The sequence below is a fragment of the Kosakonia sp. PSU_27 genome (assembly GCF_039409795.1).
Classification (GTDB): Bacteria; Pseudomonadota; Gammaproteobacteria; order Enterobacterales; family Enterobacteriaceae; genus Kosakonia.
The window spans coordinates 268762-284660 of the sequence record NZ_JBCIVK010000004.1; the positions used below are offsets into that span (position 1 = coordinate 268762).

Below are 15899 nucleotides of genomic sequence, written 5' to 3' on the forward strand. Positions count from 1 at the left end.
GTTTTGGCTTAGATAATCTGCCGTACTTCGTCGAGTGTGGTGGTACCGTAAGTACCTAAATCCAGTGTGCTACCGTTGCTGCCGCGGGTAACACCTTGCACCAGTGCAAACTGCAGCGGCTGGGCAACCAGCTGTGTTGCGCCAGAGCTGGCGGCGATAGAGACTTTATAAGAGCCATCAGGTGCCGCTGTTCCATCCGTCATCTTGCCGTCCCAACTGAAGGTGTGGACACCGGCAGTCAGCGAGCCAATATCGATAGTGCGCACCACGGTACCGTCTTTGCTGGTCACGGTAGCGGTCACTTTATCGGCGGCTTGCGTCAGTTCCACGCCAAACGGCGTTGAGGTTTCTTTGCCCACCAGAACGGTCTGTCCCGGGATCATCACGCCATGGCCAATCAGGTTTGTCGCCTGCAGCGACTGGCTGTTGTCGATCTGTCCGGAAATCGAACCGAGGGTGGTGTTCAGTTTTTCAATCCCGCTCACGGTGCTGATTTGCGCCAGCTGAGTGGTCAGTTCGTTGTTCTGCAGCGGGTTAGTCGGGTCCTGGTTTTTCAGTTGCGCGACCAGCAGCGTTAAAAAGCTGCCTTGCAGGTCGGATGCACTGTTTGTTCCGGTTGCGCTGGTGTTGTTACTGGTCGAGGAGACACCGTTATTTGTCGGGTCATCCACTCTTACGGCGATAGACATGCGCGTCTCCTTTACTGTCCGAGCGTGAGGGTTTTGAGCATCATGCTCTTAACGGTATTAAGCACTTCAACGTTCGCCTGGTAGCTGCGGGACGCAGACATGGTGTTCACCATTTCGCCGACCACATCAACATTGGGCATTTTGACGTAGCCATTCGCATCAGCCAGCGGGTTACCTGGTTCGTAAACCAGTTTGTCCGGCGCCTGGCTTTCAATCACATCAGCAACTTTTACACCGCCGGTCGCTTGCCCGGGCGCAGCATCCACCTGGAATACAACCTGCTTGGCGCGATACGGCTGACCATCAGGTCCGGTCACGCTGTCGGCGTTCGCCATGTTACTGGCGGCCACGTTCAAACGTTTGGACTGCGCGGTCAGCGCGGAGCCTGCGACATCAAAGATATTCAGTAATGCCATTTAATTAGTTCCCCTGTTGCAGAACACTCATCATGCTTTTGATCTGCCCACCCAGCACGGTCAGGCCGGTCTGGTATTTAACGCTGTTGTCAGCAAACTGCGTACGTTCACGATCCATATCCACGGTGTTGCCATCCAGCGAGGGCTGATCCGGAATGCGGTACAGCAAATCGGTAGACGGTCCGCTCATCGCCTGCGCCGGGATATGACGCGAAGAGGTCATGGTCAACGCAACGCCGCTGCCTTCAGCACGCCCACGCTCCATGACTTTTTTCAATTCGCTGGCGAAATCAATATCGCGCGCCTGAAACCCCGGGGTATCGGCGTTGGCGATGTTTGCCGCCAGAATTTCCTGACGCTGGGCGCTCAGGTTCAGCGCTTCTTGCTGGAAACGAAGTGCGGCATCAAGTTTATCGAGCATGGCTCCCCCACTGATGACAATTATTTAGCCAACAGCTTAAATCTCCGCTGACAAACTTATCGCTGGAATAAGGGCAAAATGCGTCGCTATTTATTGCGTTGATAGGTTGACCATGCGGTTAAAATCCCCTCAACCACTCAACAGGCAGGAGTCTGCGATGAACACGTTGAAAGGCGGTTTAGCCGCGACCTTACTGTTTTTAAGCGCCTTTGCTCAGGCCGCTGACTTGCAATCACAGCTGACGTCATTTTTTGCTCAACGTCTTGCTGGCTTTAGCGACGAGGTAGTGGTAAATATACGCACCCCGCAAAATCTGTTACCCAGTTGCGAGCAGCCAGCGCTGAGCGTGCTCGGGAACGCTAAACTGTGGGGGAACCTGAACGTGCTGGCGAATTGCGCAGGTGTTAAGCGCTATTTGCAGGTGGAGGTTCAGGCGACCGGTAACTATGTGGTGGCAGCGCAGTCCGTTGCCCGTGGCAGCCTGTTGCAGCCCGGCAGCGTGACGCTAAAACGCGGCCGCCTCGATCAGTTGCCGCCGAGAACGATGCTGGATATTACCCAGGCGCAGGATGCGGTCAGTTTGCGCGATCTTACTCCAGGCCAGGCGATTCAACTGTCAATGTTGCGCCAGGCGTGGCGGGTTAAAGCGGGTCAGCGTGTACAGGTCGTGGCGTCGGGCGATGGCTTTAGTGTGAACGGCGAAGGTCAGGCACTGAACAATGCGGCGGTGGCGCAAAACGCCCGTGTGCGCATGGCTTCAGGGCAGATTGTCAGCGGTACAGTGAACGCTGATGGGAATATTCTGATTAACCTATAATCTTTTTAAAGAATTCATGTCGCCTGCCGATAATTAAGCAACGACTAAAGATATCAGGCCCGAAACGCCGGGATACCTCGATGAGGACAACACTATGAGCATTGATCGCACATCGTCTTTAAAACCGGTTAGTTCCGTTCAACAGCGCGAAACTAACGAGACCCAAACGCAGAAAACGCGTCTGGAAAAAGCGGCTACGGCAAACAGCACCAGCGTGACCCTCAGCGGCGCGCAGACCAAGCTGATGCAGGCTGGCGCGAATGACATCAATATGGAACGCGTGGAACAGCTGAAAACCGCGATCCGTAATGGTGAACTGAAGATGGACACCGGCAAAATCGCCGATGCCCTGATTGATGAAGCGAAGAGTTACTTGCAGAGTAAATAACAGTATGAATCGACTGTCAGACATTCTTGATCAAATGACAGTTATCCTGAGCGCTCTTAAAGACGTGATGGATGCTGAGCAAAAACAGCTTTCCGTAGGTAACATTCAAAGCAGCGCACTGCAGCGTATCACGGAAGAAAAAAGCTCATTGCTCGCGACACTGGATTACCTGGAGCAACAGCGTCGTTCGGCACAAAAAGCGCAGCATAGCGCGAACGACGACATCGCCGATCGCTGGCAAACCATTACGCAGAAAACGCAGCATTTGCGCGACCTTAACCAGCACAATGGATGGCTGCTGGAAGGACAAATTGCGCGTAACCAGCAAGCGCTGGAACTGCTAAAGCCGCATCAGGAACCGAGCCTGTACGGCGCGAATGGCTATACCGCTTCCGCCAGCCGTGGCGGAAAGAAAATCTCGATTTAATAAGACCCGTCTTCTTTGCCAGGGATAATTCCCTGGCAATTTGCTTTTCTGTTTTCCCGCTTTCACTTCGCTGAACAGACTTACACCGTAGTCCGCCGCGCGAACTCTTTCACTTTAAAGCCCAGCAGCGCAAGCGTGGCGAAATAGGCCATCACCCCGACCAGCACGACAGCCATCAGCCGCAGCAGGCGATAAGGCATAGTGCCAGTTGACCACTCCGGCATGACATACAGCATGCCCACTAATGCCGCTGCCATCACCAGCACCGCAACCACCAGACGCAGCAGGAAACTTGCCCAGCCCGGCTGCGGCATAAAGATCTGCTGCTTACGCAGCTGCCAGTAGAGCAGCCCGGCGTTCAGACAGGCCGCCAGACCAATCGACAAAGACAACCCGGCGTGTTTCAGCGGCCCGATAAACGCAAGGTTCATTAATTGCGTCATCACCAGCGTGACAATGGCAATCTTCACCGGCGTTTTAATGTTCTGTCGCGAGTAGAAGCCCGGCGCCAGCACTTTAACCACGATAAGCCCCATCAGCCCTACCGAGTAGGCGATGAGCGCGCGCTGGGTCATTGATGCATCAAACGCGGTGAATTTACCGTACTGGAACAGCGAAACGGTCAACGGTTTCGCCAGGATGCCGAGCGCTACGGCGCTGGGCAACGCCAGCAGAAAGCAGAGCCGCAGCCCCCAATCCATCAGGCGGCAATATTCGTCGTGGTTCCCGCTGGCGAAACTTTTCGACAACGACGGTAACAGGATAGTGCCAAGCGCCACGCCAAGCACGCCGGAGGGAAACTCCATCAGGCGGTCAGCGTAATACATCCACGACACGGAACCGGAAACCAGAAACGAGGCGAAAATGGTGTTGATGATAAGTGAGATCTGGCTGACCGAAACCCCCAGAATGGCCGGCCCCATCTGTTTGATAACCCGCATCGCCCCGGCATCGTGGAAGCTGATGCGCGGCAGCACCAGCATGCCGATCTTCTTCAGGTGCGGCAGCTGATACACCAGTTGCAGCACACCGCCGACCGTAACAGCCCAGGCCAGCGCCAGTACCGGCGGGTGGAAATAGGGAGCAGCAAACAGCGCAAAGCCAATCATGCTGATGTTTAAGAATGTCGGCGCAAACGCCGGCACCGAAAAGCGATTCCAGGTATTGAGGATCGCCCCGGCCAGCGACGCCAGCGAGATCAGCAGAATGTAAGGGAAGGTAATGCGCAGCAGTTGCGAGGTTAAGTTGAATTTATCCGCCGTATCGGCAAAACCCGGTGCGGTGACGAGGATCACCCACGGTGCCGCCAGCATCCCGGCCACGGTGACGATGGCCAGCGCCAGCGTCAGCAACCCGCAGACATAGGAGACAAACACCCGCGTCGCATCTTCACCCTGTTTGCTTTTGTACTCGGCGAGGATCGGCACAAAGGCCTGAGAAAACGCCCCCTCTGCAAAAATGCGGCGCAATAAATTTGGCAGTTTGAACGCCACGAAAAAGGCGTCGGTCGCCATTCCCGCACCAAACACCCTTGCCACAATGGCGTCACGCGCAAAACCCAGCACGCGGGAAAACATCGTCATGGAGCTGACAGCCGCCAGCGATTTTAATAGGTTCATTCTGGTTTCCATAAGACACAACGCCTGCAATGCAGGCGTTGATGTACAGCGAAGCGCTTAGTCTACAGGGAAAAAGGCGAATTACTATCGCCAGATGTTACCGGGCATTATTCACTCATCGCCTCGCGCCAGAGCTTGTCTACCACGCGCTGGGCGAGGATCGCTTGCTCACCTGCGGTTTCCGGAACTGTCTGATTTTGCACGCATTCAATGAAATGGCGGGCGCATCCGGCGAAACCGCGCTGCTCCAGCACACTCTGCCAGCCCGCCACCGGACGGGCGACAACGCCCTGCCCGCGTTCTTCGCGCCACTCGCGCATGTCGGTTATGTCGAATAAGCCGCCGTCCGTCACCGCCTGAACCCATTCCCGCTGGCTGCCCGCCCGGCGATGCATGCTGGTGGTAATTTGCAGGTGTTCAACACTGAAATGGTGCTCGGCATAAATCATAGCGCCGTCGTCATTGGTCAGCAGCGTCCCGCTTTTTAATTGCGCGGCACCGCCCGCCAGCCATAGCGCGGTATCCACAACGTGCAGGTAGTCATCCAGCAGGGTGAAGCGTAAATCATGCGGCCCGACGCTGTCAGTACGGTGTTTATCCATACGCAACGAAGCGGCCTGCGGCATCTGCTGTTTTAGCTCGCGGTAAAGCGGGGAGTAACGGCGGTTAAACCCGACCATCAGCGTCAGTTTTTTACGTGCGGCCAGCTCAATAAGCCGCTCCGCATCCTGTAAGTTTTCCGCCAGCGGTTTATCGACACAAACGTGTACACCGAGATTGAGCAACTCACTGACGACCGCATAGTGTGAAGCCGTGGAAGTATGGACAAAAACCGCATCGCATTGTGCCGCCAGGGAAGCCACCGAGTCGGCATACGGAATGCGCCAGGTTTCGCACACGCGTAGCGCCTTTTCCCGCGTTGGCGACCAGGCCGCCGTCAGCGTCCAGTCTGTTGCTGCGCCTAACACCGGCAACCAGGCCTTTTGCGCTATGCCGCCAAGCCCTACCACACCGATACGTAAAGTTGTCACTGTTAATCTCCCAGATGTGCGAGCAGCGAATCGAGACGCTGCTTCAGTTCAGCCACTTCCGCTTCCAGCGCATCGACACGCGCTGCCAGAGACGCATCCGGCGGGCTGACGGCTTCCACAACATCCACCAGCGTCTGCACATCGCCGCTGAAAAGATGCATAAAGCGGCTTTCGCGTTTGCCCGGCTCTCTCGGCAGACGCACCACATACGGCCCGTCTTCACGCGTTGCCAGATGTTCTAACGCATTTTCCACTTCAGCCATATCGCTGAACTGATGCATCCGTTCGCCGCGGGTGCGCAACTCGCCCGGCGTTTGCGGCCCGCGCAGTAACAGCGTAGTGATCAGCGCCACTTCGGCAGAACTAAGTTTGAGATCGCCAAATTCCGAATTACAAAAACGCTGCTCATATTTTGTCACCCGGTTACCAAAACCGCTTACCGTGCGCAGATAATGGCGCTTGACCAGTTCATCCAGCACCGTTTGCACCTCGTGTTCAGCAAGGTTCATCACCGGTTCACGGTTGGTTTTTTGATTACAGGCAGTGACAACACCATTAATGGAGAGCGGGTATTGCTCCGGCGTCGTCACCTGTTTTTCCAGTAAACAACCAATCACCCTCGCCTCGACGGCGGTTAATTGATACTTCATCAAAACTCCTTAGCGACCGGGGGTCCATTCCTGCGTGGTTAATGCGGTAAGCACGTGATCGCGCCATTGCCCGTCAATTAACAGATACGATTTGGCATAGCCCTCTTTTTCAAAGCCAAGCCTCGCCAGCAAATCACCGCTGCGTTTATTGTGCGGCATGTAGTTCGCCATAATGCGATGCATATGTTGCGTGCGTTGCATATAGCGAATGGCGGTGGTGAGCGCTTCGAACATCAGCCCCTGCCCCTGCCATTTCTGGCCGACGGAATACCCCAGATAACAGGCATGAAAAGAGCCGCGCACCACGTTTGAGAAATTCGCCACGCCAATTATCTCTTTCTCTTCCGGATCGAGCAGCGCAAAGTAGAACGCAGAACCCTGTTTATGAAATTCATTGATCATGCTCAGGCGCGCCTGCCAACCGGAAGGATAACAATGACTTTCATCGCGCACGGGTTCCCAGGGTTTTAAAAACTGGCGGTTTTCGGCGTAATAATCCGCCAGCCGCCAGGCGTCGCGCTCATGCACCAGGCGAACCACCAGGCGGTCTGTTACTAAGCGTACTTTCGGCACGTTACTGCGATAGCCAAACATGCATTACCACTCCTTCCGTTTTACGACTCTTTTAACCCCTTCCCTTTACTATACAGTTGCTCCGGGGCTGTGGGAAAACAGCAACATGGCATTTTCTGCGTCAAACACCATTTTCGATGAAAAGTCTCAATCAAAGGCAGATGTTGATAAAAAAATATTGTCACCACGAAGATGGGAAAAGGCCCGGCGAAACCGCAGAATAAGAAGGTCTTATCTTTCTTATTTCCCGGAGGGGAAATGGCGCGCATATCGCAGGCAAGGAGCCTGGGTAAATATTTCCTGCTTGTCGATAATATGCTGGTTGTTCTCGGCTTTTTCGTTGTCTTCCCACTGATTTCTATCCGCTTTGTTGACCAGCTTGGCTGGGCTGCGTTAATGGTCGGCATTGCGCTCGGTTTGCGTCAGTTTATTCAACAAGGGTTGGGGATTTTCGGCGGTGCGATTGCCGACCGCTTCGGCGCCAAGCCGTTGATTGTCACCGGCATGCTGATGCGCGCGGGCGGTTTTGCCGCGATGGCGGTGGCGCATGAACCCTGGCTGCTGTGGCTTTCCTGTATTCTTTCCGGGCTGGGCGGCACGCTGTTTGATCCGCCGCGCTCCGCGCTGGTGGTGAAACTGGTGCGCCCTAATCAGCGCAGCCGTTTTTTCTCGCTGTTAATGATGCAGGACAGCGCGGGCGCCGTTATTGGCGCGCTGCTCGGCAGCTGGCTGCTGCAATATGACTTTCGTCTGGTATGTGCGGCCGGGGCGCTGATGTTTATTTTATGTGCCGCATTTAACGCCTGGCTGCTACCTGCCTGGAAACTCTCAACGGTGAAAGCACCGGTGCGCGAAGGTCTGACGCGCGTGCTGCGTGACAAGCGCTTTGTGACTTACGTGCTGACCCTTACCGGTTATTACATGCTGGCGGTGCAGGTCATGTTGATGCTGCCGATTATGGTTAACGACATTGCCGGCTCACCGGCGGCAGTGAAGTGGATGTATGCCATTGAAGCCTGTCTGTCGCTGACGCTGCTTTATCCCATTGCTCGCTGGAGTGAAAAACGCTTTCGTCTTGAGCATCGACTGATGGCGGGTCTGCTGGTGATGTCCTTCAGCCTCCTGCCGGTGGGGATGGTCGGTACGCTGCAGCAGCTCTTCACGCTGATTTGCACCTTCTATATTGGCTCCATAATTGCCGAACCCGCGCGGGAAACGTTAAGCGCACAGCTGGCCGATGCCCGTGCACGCGGCAGCTATATGGGGTTCAGCCGTCTTGGGCTGGCCTTCGGTGGCGCGCTTGGTTATGCCGGTGGCGGCTGGCTGTTTGACGCCGGGAAAGCATTTAACCAGCCAGAGTTGCCGTGGATGATGCTTGGCGTTATCGGGATGATCACCTCCATGGCGCTACTGTGGCAATTTAGCCACAAACGTATTCGCCCGACCATGCTCGAGCCCGGCGCCTGATTTGCACGCCGGTTTTCCCTCTTCCATACTGGTAATTGATGGATAAGCCAGTATGGAGGAGAAACGTGAAACTCTACATTTACGATCACTGCCCGTTCTGCATTAAAGCCCGCATGATTTTCGGCCTCAAGAACATCCCCGTCGAACTCAAGATCCTGCTCAATGATGACGAAGCCACACCGACGAAAATGATTGGCCAGAAAATGGTGCCGATCCTGCAAAAAGACGACAGCCGCTATCTGCCGGAAAGCATGGATATTGTTCACTATGTCGATAAGCTCGATGGCAAACCGTTGCTTACCGGCACGCAAAACCCGAAAATCGAAGAGTGGCTGCGCAAGGTTAATGGTTACGTTAATAAGTTATTGATCCCCCGCTTTGCGAAATCGGCGTTTGACGAATTTTCTACGCCGCAGGCGCGCGCCGGATTTGTGGCCAAAAAAGAGGCCGCCATTGGCGATTTTGCCGAGCACCTCAGCCATTCCACAGGATTAGCGAAAAATATCAGCGACGATTTACGTGTGCTGGATAAATTGATTGTGCAGCCCAACGCGGTGAACGGAGAACTCTCCGATGATGATATTCATCTCTTCCCGCTGCTGCGTAATCTGACGCTGGTAAGCGGTATCAACTGGCCAAGCCGCGTTGCAGCGTACCGCGACAATATGGCGAAACAGACACAAATTAACTTGCTGTCATCAATGGCTATTTAACCGCCCATGACGGAAGCTCGCCCGCTTCCGTCATGCCTTTCAGCTTTTTCCGCTGGCCTTTATTTAGTGTGTGTCGCATGCTACGCCCCTGCGTCGTAGCATGGCGATCACGTTGAGGAATTCATGAAGAGAATTATTTTTGCCGCAGCATTACTGTTGAGCGGCGTGCTGGTGGGGTGCAATCAACTGACCCAATATTCTATCAGCGAACAGGAGATTAACCAGGCGCTACAGAAGCGTAACGACTTCGCCAAAGACATTGGCGTGCCCGGCGTTGCGGATGCCCATATTGTGCTGAATAACCTGGCCAGTGAAATCGGTCGCGAAGAACCCAATAAAGTCACGCTGACCGGCGATGCGAATCTGGATATGACCTCGCTATTTGGCAACCAGAAAGCCATCATCAAATTGAAACTCAAAGCGTTGCCGGTGTTTGATAAAGAAAAAGGCGCGATTTACCTGCAAGAGATGGAAGTGGTTAACGCCACCGTGACACCGGAAAAAATGCAGACCGTGTTACAAACGTTGATGCCTTATCTTAATCAGTCGCTGCGCAATTACTTTAACCAACGCCCTGCTTATGTGCTGAAAGAAGACAACAGCAAAGGCGAGGCGCTGGCGAAAAAATATGCCAAAGGGATTGAGGTGAAACCGGGCGAAATTATTATCCCCCTCACCGACTAAATAACAGGGCGCCGCGAGCGCCCTTTTTTTCAGGAAAAGGATGCAAACGAAAACGTTTCCGCTTATTCTTAGTGCCCGGCAAAAAACACCTGTTTCTCACCAGCCGGAGCACTCCAATGACCCAACCCCAGGTTTTGAAAATCCGCCGTCCTGACGACTGGCATGTCCATTTACGTGATGGCGAAATGCTAAAAACCGTGGTGCCGTGGACCAGCGAAACTTACGCCCGCGCCATTGTCATGCCGAACCTTGCTCCTCCTGTCACCACTGTGGATGCGGCTATCGCCTACCGCCAGCGTATTCTTGACGCTGTGCCCGCCGGGCATGATTTTACGCCATTAATGACCTGCTATCTGACCGACAGCCTGAGCGCCGATGAAGTCGAACGCGGCTTTAACGAGCAGGTATTTACGGCAGCGAAACTCTATCCGGCGAATGCCACGACCAACTCCAGCCATGGTGTTACCAGCATAGATGCGATTATGCCGGTTCTGGAACGGATGGAGAAACTGGGCATGCCGCTGCTGGTGCATGGTGAAGTGACGCACGCGGATATTGATATTTTCGATCGCGAAGCGCGGTTTATCGAAACGGTCATGGAACCGTTACGCCAGCGCCTGCCGGGGCTGAAAGTGGTGTTTGAGCATATTACGACCAAAGATGCCGCAGACTATGTGCGCGATGGCAATGAGCTGCTGGCCGCGACCATTACCCCTCAGCACTTGATGTTTAACCGTAACCATATGCTGGTCGGTGGCGTGCGCCCGCATCTTTATTGCCTGCCGATCCTGAAGCGTAATATTCACCAGCAGGCGCTGCGCGAACTGGTTGCCAGCGGCTTTACGCGCGCGTTTCTCGGTACGGACTCTGCGCCGCATGCGCGTCATCGTAAAGAGGCCAGCTGCGGCTGCGCCGGTTGTTTCAACGCCCCCACCGCGCTTGGCAGTTATGCAACCGTGTTCGAAGAGATGAACGCCCTCCAGCACTTTGAAGCGTTCTGTTCCGTCAACGGGCCACGTTTCTATGGCTTACCGGTGAACGAAACGTTTGTTGAGCTGGTGCGTGAAGAGAGCCTGGTGCCAGAGACGATTGCGCTGCCGGAAGATTCACTGGTGCCGTTCCTCGCCGGTGAAACCGTGCGCTGGCGCGTTAAATAAAAAAATTATCGCTCCCTGTTGTAATATTTTTCGCTTAACTGTATAAACATACAGTAAATTACACAGGGGGCTATTATGCGCATTGAAGTGACTATCGCCAAAACCACACCCTTACCGCCTGGTGCTGTTGATGCACTGGCGGGCGAGTTATCTCGTCGTCTGAACAATTGTTACCCCGATCGCGAAAACAAAATTACGGTTCGCTATGCCGCAGCAAATAATCTTTCGGTTTTAGGCGGCGCAAAAGAAGATAAAGATCGCATAACTGAAATTTTGCAGGAAACCTGGGAAAGCGCCGACGACTGGTTTATCACCGACTAATTTCTCTTTAAGTTTGTGCTTATTGCCGGGTCGCCCCGGCTTTTTTTGTTGTTTTTTTAAGCGCAATCCTGGTGCAGATCTTTTTTAATAAAAATATATGGTTAAGAGCCCGTTTTCTTATTCAAAAAAATCTAACGGCCGAAAAAACATGTTGCAGAGTGTTTAATTATTCGATCTACAACCCCACTTGTTGGTATACTGAAAAAGCTTCAAATAAAACACGCATTGAACCTCAAGAGTCGTTGTCGAATTAAACACGCCAATAAAGGGGGTTATGATGGTAAAGAATAATGAAGTCATCCAGACCCATCCACTGGTCGGATGGGACATCAGCACCGTGGATAGCTACGACGCACTGATGCTCCGGTTACACTACCAGACCCCAAACAGAGCCGCTCAGGAAGAGACCGAAGTCGGCCAGACGTTGTGGTTAACGACCGATGTTGCCCGCCAGTTTATATCGATACTCGAAGCGGGCATTGCCAAGATTGAATCGGGCGACTACCAGGAAGATGAGTATCGCAGGCATTAGTGATAATGCGCTATATAGACTCAACAGGCACCCTTGTGGTGCCTTTCTTATTTCTGTCCTTGTATAACGTTCCCAGGTTAATTACCCTCCTGAACACGCATTTGCCTGGAGAACACCACCATGAAATACGATCTCATTATTATTGGCAGCGGCTCTGTCGGCGCAGCGGCAGGCTATTACGCCACGCAAAGCGGGCTGAATGTGCTGATGACCGACGCTCACCTGCCGCCTCATCAGGAAGGCAGCCACCACGGTGATACGCGTTTAATTCGCCACGCTTACGGCGAAGGCGAAAAATATGTTCCGCTGGTATTGCGCGCGCAGCAGTTGTGGGAGCAACTGGCAGCGGAAAGCGGCGAAGCGGTATTTGACCGTACAGGCGTTATCAATATTGGTCCGGCTGATTCCACTTTTTTGGCTAACGTCGCGCAAAGCGCAGCGCAGTGGCAGCTAGCCGTCGAAAAACTCGATGCCCCGTCACTGATGGCTCGCTGGCCGGAAATCCGCGTACCCGACGATTACATCGGCCTGTTTGAAGCCGACTCCGGTGTGCTGCGTAGCGAACTGGCGGTAAAGACCTGGATCCGTCTTGCCAAAGAGGCGGGCTGCGCTCAGCTCTTCAATTGCCCGGTCACCGCGCTACATCATCATGAAGACGGTATCAGCATCGATACCCGGGAAGGGACATTCCACGGCAAAAAAGTTCTTGTCAGCGCGGGGACGTGGGTGCAAAAACTGCTGCCTGAATTGCCGATACAACCGGTCCGCAAAGTTTTTGCGTGGTTCCAGGCCGATGGCCGTTACAGCACCAAAAACAAATTTCCGGCGTTTACCGGTGAAATGCCCAATGGCGACCAGTATTACGGCTTCCCGGCGGAAGACAATGAATTAAAAATCGGCCGTCACAACGGCGGGCAGCTTATCAGCGACGCGCAGCAGCGTAAGCCGTTTGGCGAAGAGCCGGGAGATGGCTCCGAATGTTTCGCTTTCCTGCGCCAGTTTCTGCCCGGCATCGGTGGGTGCTTGTACGGTGCATCCTGCACCTACGATAACTCACCGGATGAAGACTTTATTATTGATACGCTGCCGGGATCCCCGGACACGCTGATTGTCACTGGTCTTAGCGGACACGGTTTCAAATTTGCGCCAGTGCTGGGCGAAATTGCCTGTGAATTTGCCCACGGCAAACGTTCGCATTTTGATTTACAACCTTTCTCACTTTCCCGTTTTACCGGGTAACCTTTCAGCGGCCTCGTTCGGGGTCGCTTATCGCCTTTTTACGGAGAGAATATGCACCGTCTGTTTCATTACTTAATAAATAACGTGCGTGAACATTTGATGCTTTATATTGCGCTGTGGTTACTTATCGCACTGATCGATATTATCTATATCGTATGGGTATCTTGATAAACCCTGACAAAAACTGACATATACTTATAAAAATATATTTTCAGGGCAAAATATTTAAACACCCTCTCCGCAACAAAACCTTAATAAATTGAGAACTTACACCACAGCCCACCTAATGTGCTGAATGTTATCCAGCAAAGTCATTCAAAAACGATGATATAGAAAAAATAACGATTCAATCGCGTAATTTTGAGTTGCAATATTGTTTCTCTCCCGCCATTTTAATTTAACCAGTTATTAACCCAGATTAACAATTATGCCATTACGCAATTCACCTGAGCGCTACGGCGCCGTTTCTATTGTTCTGCACTGGCTGGTGGCCATTGTGGTTTATGGTATGTTCGCGTTGGGTCTGTGGATGGTAACACTGAGCTATTACGACGGCTGGTATCATAAAGCGCCTGAGCTCCATAAGAGCATCGGCATTTTGCTCATGTTCGGCCTCGTGTTCCGGGTAGTGTGGCGTTTTCTTTCCCCGCCGCCAAAGCCGCTCGCCAGCTATTCACGTCTTACGCATATCAGCGCCGTGCTTGTTCATATCGCGCTCTATTTGCTGTTGTTCGGCATTCTTTTCAGCGGCTATCTGATCTCCACGGCCGACGGTAAACCCATCAGCGTTTTCGGCCTATTCGAGATCCCCGCAACGCTTGCCGATGCCGGATCGCAAGCCGACCTTGCCGGAAATATTCACCTCTGGCTGGCATGGACAGTGGTTGTGCTGTCCGTATTACATGGCCTTGCCGCGATTAAACACCATTTCATCGATAAAGACGTCACTCTCAAGCGCATGCTGGGGAAATCGTCGCCTGACTCTGGAGCATAATATGAAGAAAATCCTGCCGGGACTCGCTCTCGCTTCGCTGCTGTTCACCACGGGTTCTGCTATCGCTGCGGATTACAAAATTGATAAAGAGGGTCAACACGCCTTCGTTAATTTTCGTATCCAGCACCTCGGCTATAGCTGGCTCTATGGCACGTTTAAAGATTTCGACGGGACGTTTAGCTTCGACGAAGCCAACCCGGCTTCAGACAAAGTGAACGTGACCATTAACACTAACAGTGTCGATACCAACCACGCCGAGCGAGATAAACACTTACGCAGTGCTGAATTCCTGAATGTCGCCAAATTCCCGCAGGCAATCTTTACTTCAACCGAGGTGAAAAAAGCGGGTGACGGGCTGGATATTACCGGCAATCTGACGCTGAATGGCGTCACCAAACCGGTAGTGCTGGCGGCGAAACTGATGGGGCAGGGCGATGATCCGTGGGGCGGCGTGCGCGCAGGCTTTGAAGCTTCCGGCAAAATTAAACTGAAAGATTTTAATATCACCACCGATCTGGGCCCGGCGTCACAGGACGTTGAACTGATTATTTCCGTGGAAGGTGTGCGTCAGAAGTAAGATTGCGGGAGAGGGGCAACCCTCTCCCCAGGGTTTATTCCGGATCCGGAATGCCCAGTTTGGTATTCAGACGACCACGGGATTTGTTAAAGATTTTGTTGCCATTCTCCCGCCCGGCGCGACGTTTACGCTGCTCTTCTTCCGGCAGTTCGCTCTCTTCTTTGCACAGCTCACTGCAGCAACCGTTAAATTTCTCAGCGCAGGCCGGACACTGAATAAACAGCAAATGGCAGCCGTCATTGCGACAATTGGTATGGGAATCGCAGGGAGTGCCGCACTGATGGCAATGAGCAATAACGTCATCGGAAATGCGCTCGCCCATACGCTCATCAAATACAAAGTTTTTACCGATAAAACGCACCGGCAAGCCCTGTTCGCGCGCGCGGCGCGCATATTCAATAATGCCGCCTTCGATATGCCACACTTTAGTGAAGCCGTTATGCTTCATCCAGGCGCTCGCTTTCTCGCAGCGGATACCGCCGGTGCAGTACATAACGATTTTCTTATCTTTATGTTCCTGCATCATTTCGACCGCTTTCGGTAGCTGCTCGCGGAACGTATCCGCCGGGATCTCCAGCGCACCAGCGAAATGTCCGACTTCGTATTCGTAGTGATTGCGCATATCAATGAACACCGCATCAGGATCGTCGAGCATGGCATTCACTTCCGCCGCTTTCAGATAATCCCCCACATCGCTGGCGTCAAAACTCTCATCTTCGATACCGTCGGCAACAATCCTGTCGCGGACTTTCATGCGCAGCACCCAGAAGGATTTACCGTCATCATCAATCGCGATATTTAAACGCAGGTCGTCGAGCGCCGGATCGAAGGCATAAAGCGTCTGGCGAAAGGTATCGAATTTACTTTGTGGCACGCTGATTTGCGCATTGATGCCTTCATGGGCAAGGTAAATACGGCCAAACACGTTCAACTGGCTAAAAGCCTGGTAGAGCGCGTCGCGCGTGGCTTGCGGATTAATAATCGAGAAATATTTATAGAACGAGACGGTAACGCGCGGTTCCGTTTCCGCGAGCATCCGCGCCTTCAGTTCATCATTGGAGATGCGGTTGTGTAACACTGGCATGGTGTACGTGTCCTGCAAAGTTAGGGGTGAAAAAACGGCGGCATCATAAAGCAAATACTGATAATTTACATCCACACATTTTGCGCTACATTTTCTCTCA

At 53.2% G+C, this 15899-nt stretch carries 21 protein-coding genes; 13 read left to right on the forward strand and 8 right to left on the reverse strand.

What is annotated here, in order from left to right:
- Nucleotides 1–8 precede the first annotated feature (8 nt).
- Genes flgD through flgB form a run of 3 tightly spaced genes read right to left on the reverse strand, consistent with a single transcriptional unit; the run spans nt 9 to nt 1526 of the window.
- Nucleotides 9–689, reverse strand: coding sequence for a flagellar hook assembly protein FlgD (gene flgD, locus AAIG26_RS11355; protein ID WP_020457432.1), 681 nt, complete (start codon nt 687–689; stop codon nt 9–11).
- A gap of 11 nt (nt 690–700) precedes the next feature.
- On the reverse strand, nt 701–1105 hold the full coding sequence (gene flgC, locus AAIG26_RS11360; protein WP_020457431.1) for a flagellar basal body rod protein FlgC: 405 nt from the start codon (nt 1103–1105) through the stop codon (nt 701–703).
- Between the two features lie 4 nt (nt 1106–1109).
- Nucleotides 1110–1526 (reverse strand): flagellar basal body rod protein FlgB, encoded by a 417-nt coding sequence (flgB, locus tag AAIG26_RS11365; RefSeq protein WP_017456402.1) that lies wholly within the window; start codon nt 1524–1526, stop codon nt 1110–1112.
- Nucleotides 1527–1683: 157 nt separating this feature from the next.
- Here flgB and flgA point away from each other — a divergent pair, with 157 nt between their 5' ends.
- The 3 genes from flgA to flgN all read left to right on the forward strand — a co-directional run bounded on the left by flgA (nt 1684) and on the right by flgN (nt 3158).
- Entirely contained in the window at nt 1684–2343 is a 660-nt protein-coding gene (flgA, locus tag AAIG26_RS11370; RefSeq protein WP_045507063.1) for a flagellar basal body P-ring formation chaperone FlgA, read from the forward strand.
- 94 nt (nt 2344–2437) lie between these two features.
- A complete protein-coding gene (flgM, locus tag AAIG26_RS11375; protein ID WP_017456400.1) occupies nt 2438–2731 on the forward strand; it encodes a flagellar biosynthesis anti-sigma factor FlgM in 294 nt (97 codons plus the stop codon).
- 4 nt (nt 2732–2735) lie between these two features.
- Complete coding sequence (flgN, locus tag AAIG26_RS11380) at nt 2736–3158, forward strand: flagella biosynthesis chaperone FlgN (RefSeq protein ID WP_020457429.1); 423 nt, start codon at nt 2736–2738, stop codon at nt 3156–3158.
- Nucleotides 3159–3238: 80 nt separating this feature from the next.
- Here the strand turns inward: flgN and murJ are convergent, their stop codons facing one another.
- The 4 genes from murJ to rimJ form a co-directional block, all read right to left on the reverse strand.
- A complete protein-coding gene (gene murJ, locus AAIG26_RS11385; protein WP_343179824.1) occupies nt 3239–4777 on the reverse strand; it encodes a murein biosynthesis integral membrane protein MurJ in 1539 nt (512 codons plus the stop codon).
- 107 nt (nt 4778–4884) lie between these two features.
- Nucleotides 4885–5808 (reverse strand): Gfo/Idh/MocA family oxidoreductase, encoded by a 924-nt coding sequence (locus AAIG26_RS11390; RefSeq protein ID WP_343179825.1) that lies wholly within the window; start codon nt 5806–5808, stop codon nt 4885–4887.
- Between the two features lie 2 nt (nt 5809–5810).
- A complete protein-coding gene (locus AAIG26_RS11395) occupies nt 5811–6458 on the reverse strand; it encodes a YceH family protein (RefSeq protein ID WP_020457426.1) in 648 nt (215 codons plus the stop codon).
- A gap of 9 nt (nt 6459–6467) precedes the next feature.
- Complete coding sequence (rimJ, locus tag AAIG26_RS11400; protein ID WP_020457425.1) at nt 6468–7052, reverse strand: ribosomal protein S5-alanine N-acetyltransferase; 585 nt, start codon at nt 7050–7052, stop codon at nt 6468–6470.
- A 237-nt stretch (nt 7053–7289) separates the two neighbouring features.
- On the opposite strand from rimJ, the gene mdtH reads away from it, so the two are divergent.
- The 10 genes from mdtH to AAIG26_RS11450 all read left to right on the forward strand — a co-directional run bounded on the left by mdtH (nt 7290) and on the right by AAIG26_RS11450 (nt 14715).
- Entirely contained in the window at nt 7290–8498 is a 1209-nt protein-coding gene (mdtH, locus tag AAIG26_RS11405; RefSeq protein WP_017456394.1) for a multidrug efflux MFS transporter MdtH, read from the forward strand.
- Between the two features lie 65 nt (nt 8499–8563).
- Complete coding sequence (grxB, locus tag AAIG26_RS11410) at nt 8564–9211, forward strand: glutaredoxin 2 (RefSeq protein WP_160270742.1); 648 nt, start codon at nt 8564–8566, stop codon at nt 9209–9211.
- Nucleotides 9212–9334: 123 nt separating this feature from the next.
- Complete coding sequence (locus tag AAIG26_RS11415) at nt 9335–9895, forward strand: lipoprotein (protein WP_343179827.1); 561 nt, start codon at nt 9335–9337, stop codon at nt 9893–9895.
- A 116-nt stretch (nt 9896–10011) separates the two neighbouring features.
- Nucleotides 10012–11052, forward strand: a complete 1041-nt coding sequence (gene pyrC, locus AAIG26_RS11420) for a dihydroorotase (protein WP_343179829.1) — start codon at nt 10012–10014, stop codon at nt 11050–11052.
- Nucleotides 11053–11127: 75 nt separating this feature from the next.
- Nucleotides 11128–11373 (forward strand): DNA damage-inducible protein I, encoded by a 246-nt coding sequence (gene dinI, locus AAIG26_RS11425; protein ID WP_017456390.1) that lies wholly within the window; start codon nt 11128–11130, stop codon nt 11371–11373.
- A gap of 277 nt (nt 11374–11650) precedes the next feature.
- Nucleotides 11651–11905 (forward strand): biofilm formation regulator BssS, encoded by a 255-nt coding sequence (gene bssS, locus AAIG26_RS11430; protein WP_017456389.1) that lies wholly within the window; start codon nt 11651–11653, stop codon nt 11903–11905.
- Between the two features lie 120 nt (nt 11906–12025).
- Nucleotides 12026–13144 carry an N-methyl-L-tryptophan oxidase gene (gene solA / locus AAIG26_RS11435; protein WP_313626469.1) on the forward strand — a complete coding sequence of 373 codons (1119 nt, stop codon included), beginning with the start codon at nt 12026–12028 and terminating at the stop codon, nt 13142–13144.
- A 51-nt stretch (nt 13145–13195) separates the two neighbouring features.
- Nucleotides 13196–13312, forward strand: coding sequence for a YceO family protein (locus AAIG26_RS11440; RefSeq protein ID WP_343179831.1), 117 nt, complete (start codon nt 13196–13198; stop codon nt 13310–13312).
- A 259-nt stretch (nt 13313–13571) separates the two neighbouring features.
- Nucleotides 13572–14138 (forward strand): cytochrome b, encoded by a 567-nt coding sequence (locus AAIG26_RS11445; protein WP_269231239.1) that lies wholly within the window; start codon nt 13572–13574, stop codon nt 14136–14138.
- A 1-nt stretch (nt 14139) separates the two neighbouring features.
- On the forward strand, nt 14140–14715 hold the full coding sequence (locus tag AAIG26_RS11450; RefSeq protein WP_343179832.1) for a YceI family protein: 576 nt from the start codon (nt 14140–14142) through the stop codon (nt 14713–14715).
- A gap of 34 nt (nt 14716–14749) precedes the next feature.
- Here AAIG26_RS11450 and AAIG26_RS11455 read toward each other — a convergent pair whose 3' ends face one another.
- Nucleotides 14750–15799: a rhodanese-related sulfurtransferase gene (locus AAIG26_RS11455; RefSeq protein ID WP_343179833.1), complete on the reverse strand. Its 1050-nt coding sequence runs from the start codon at nt 15797–15799 to the stop codon at nt 14750–14752.
- Nucleotides 15800–15899: the final 100 nt, after the last annotated feature.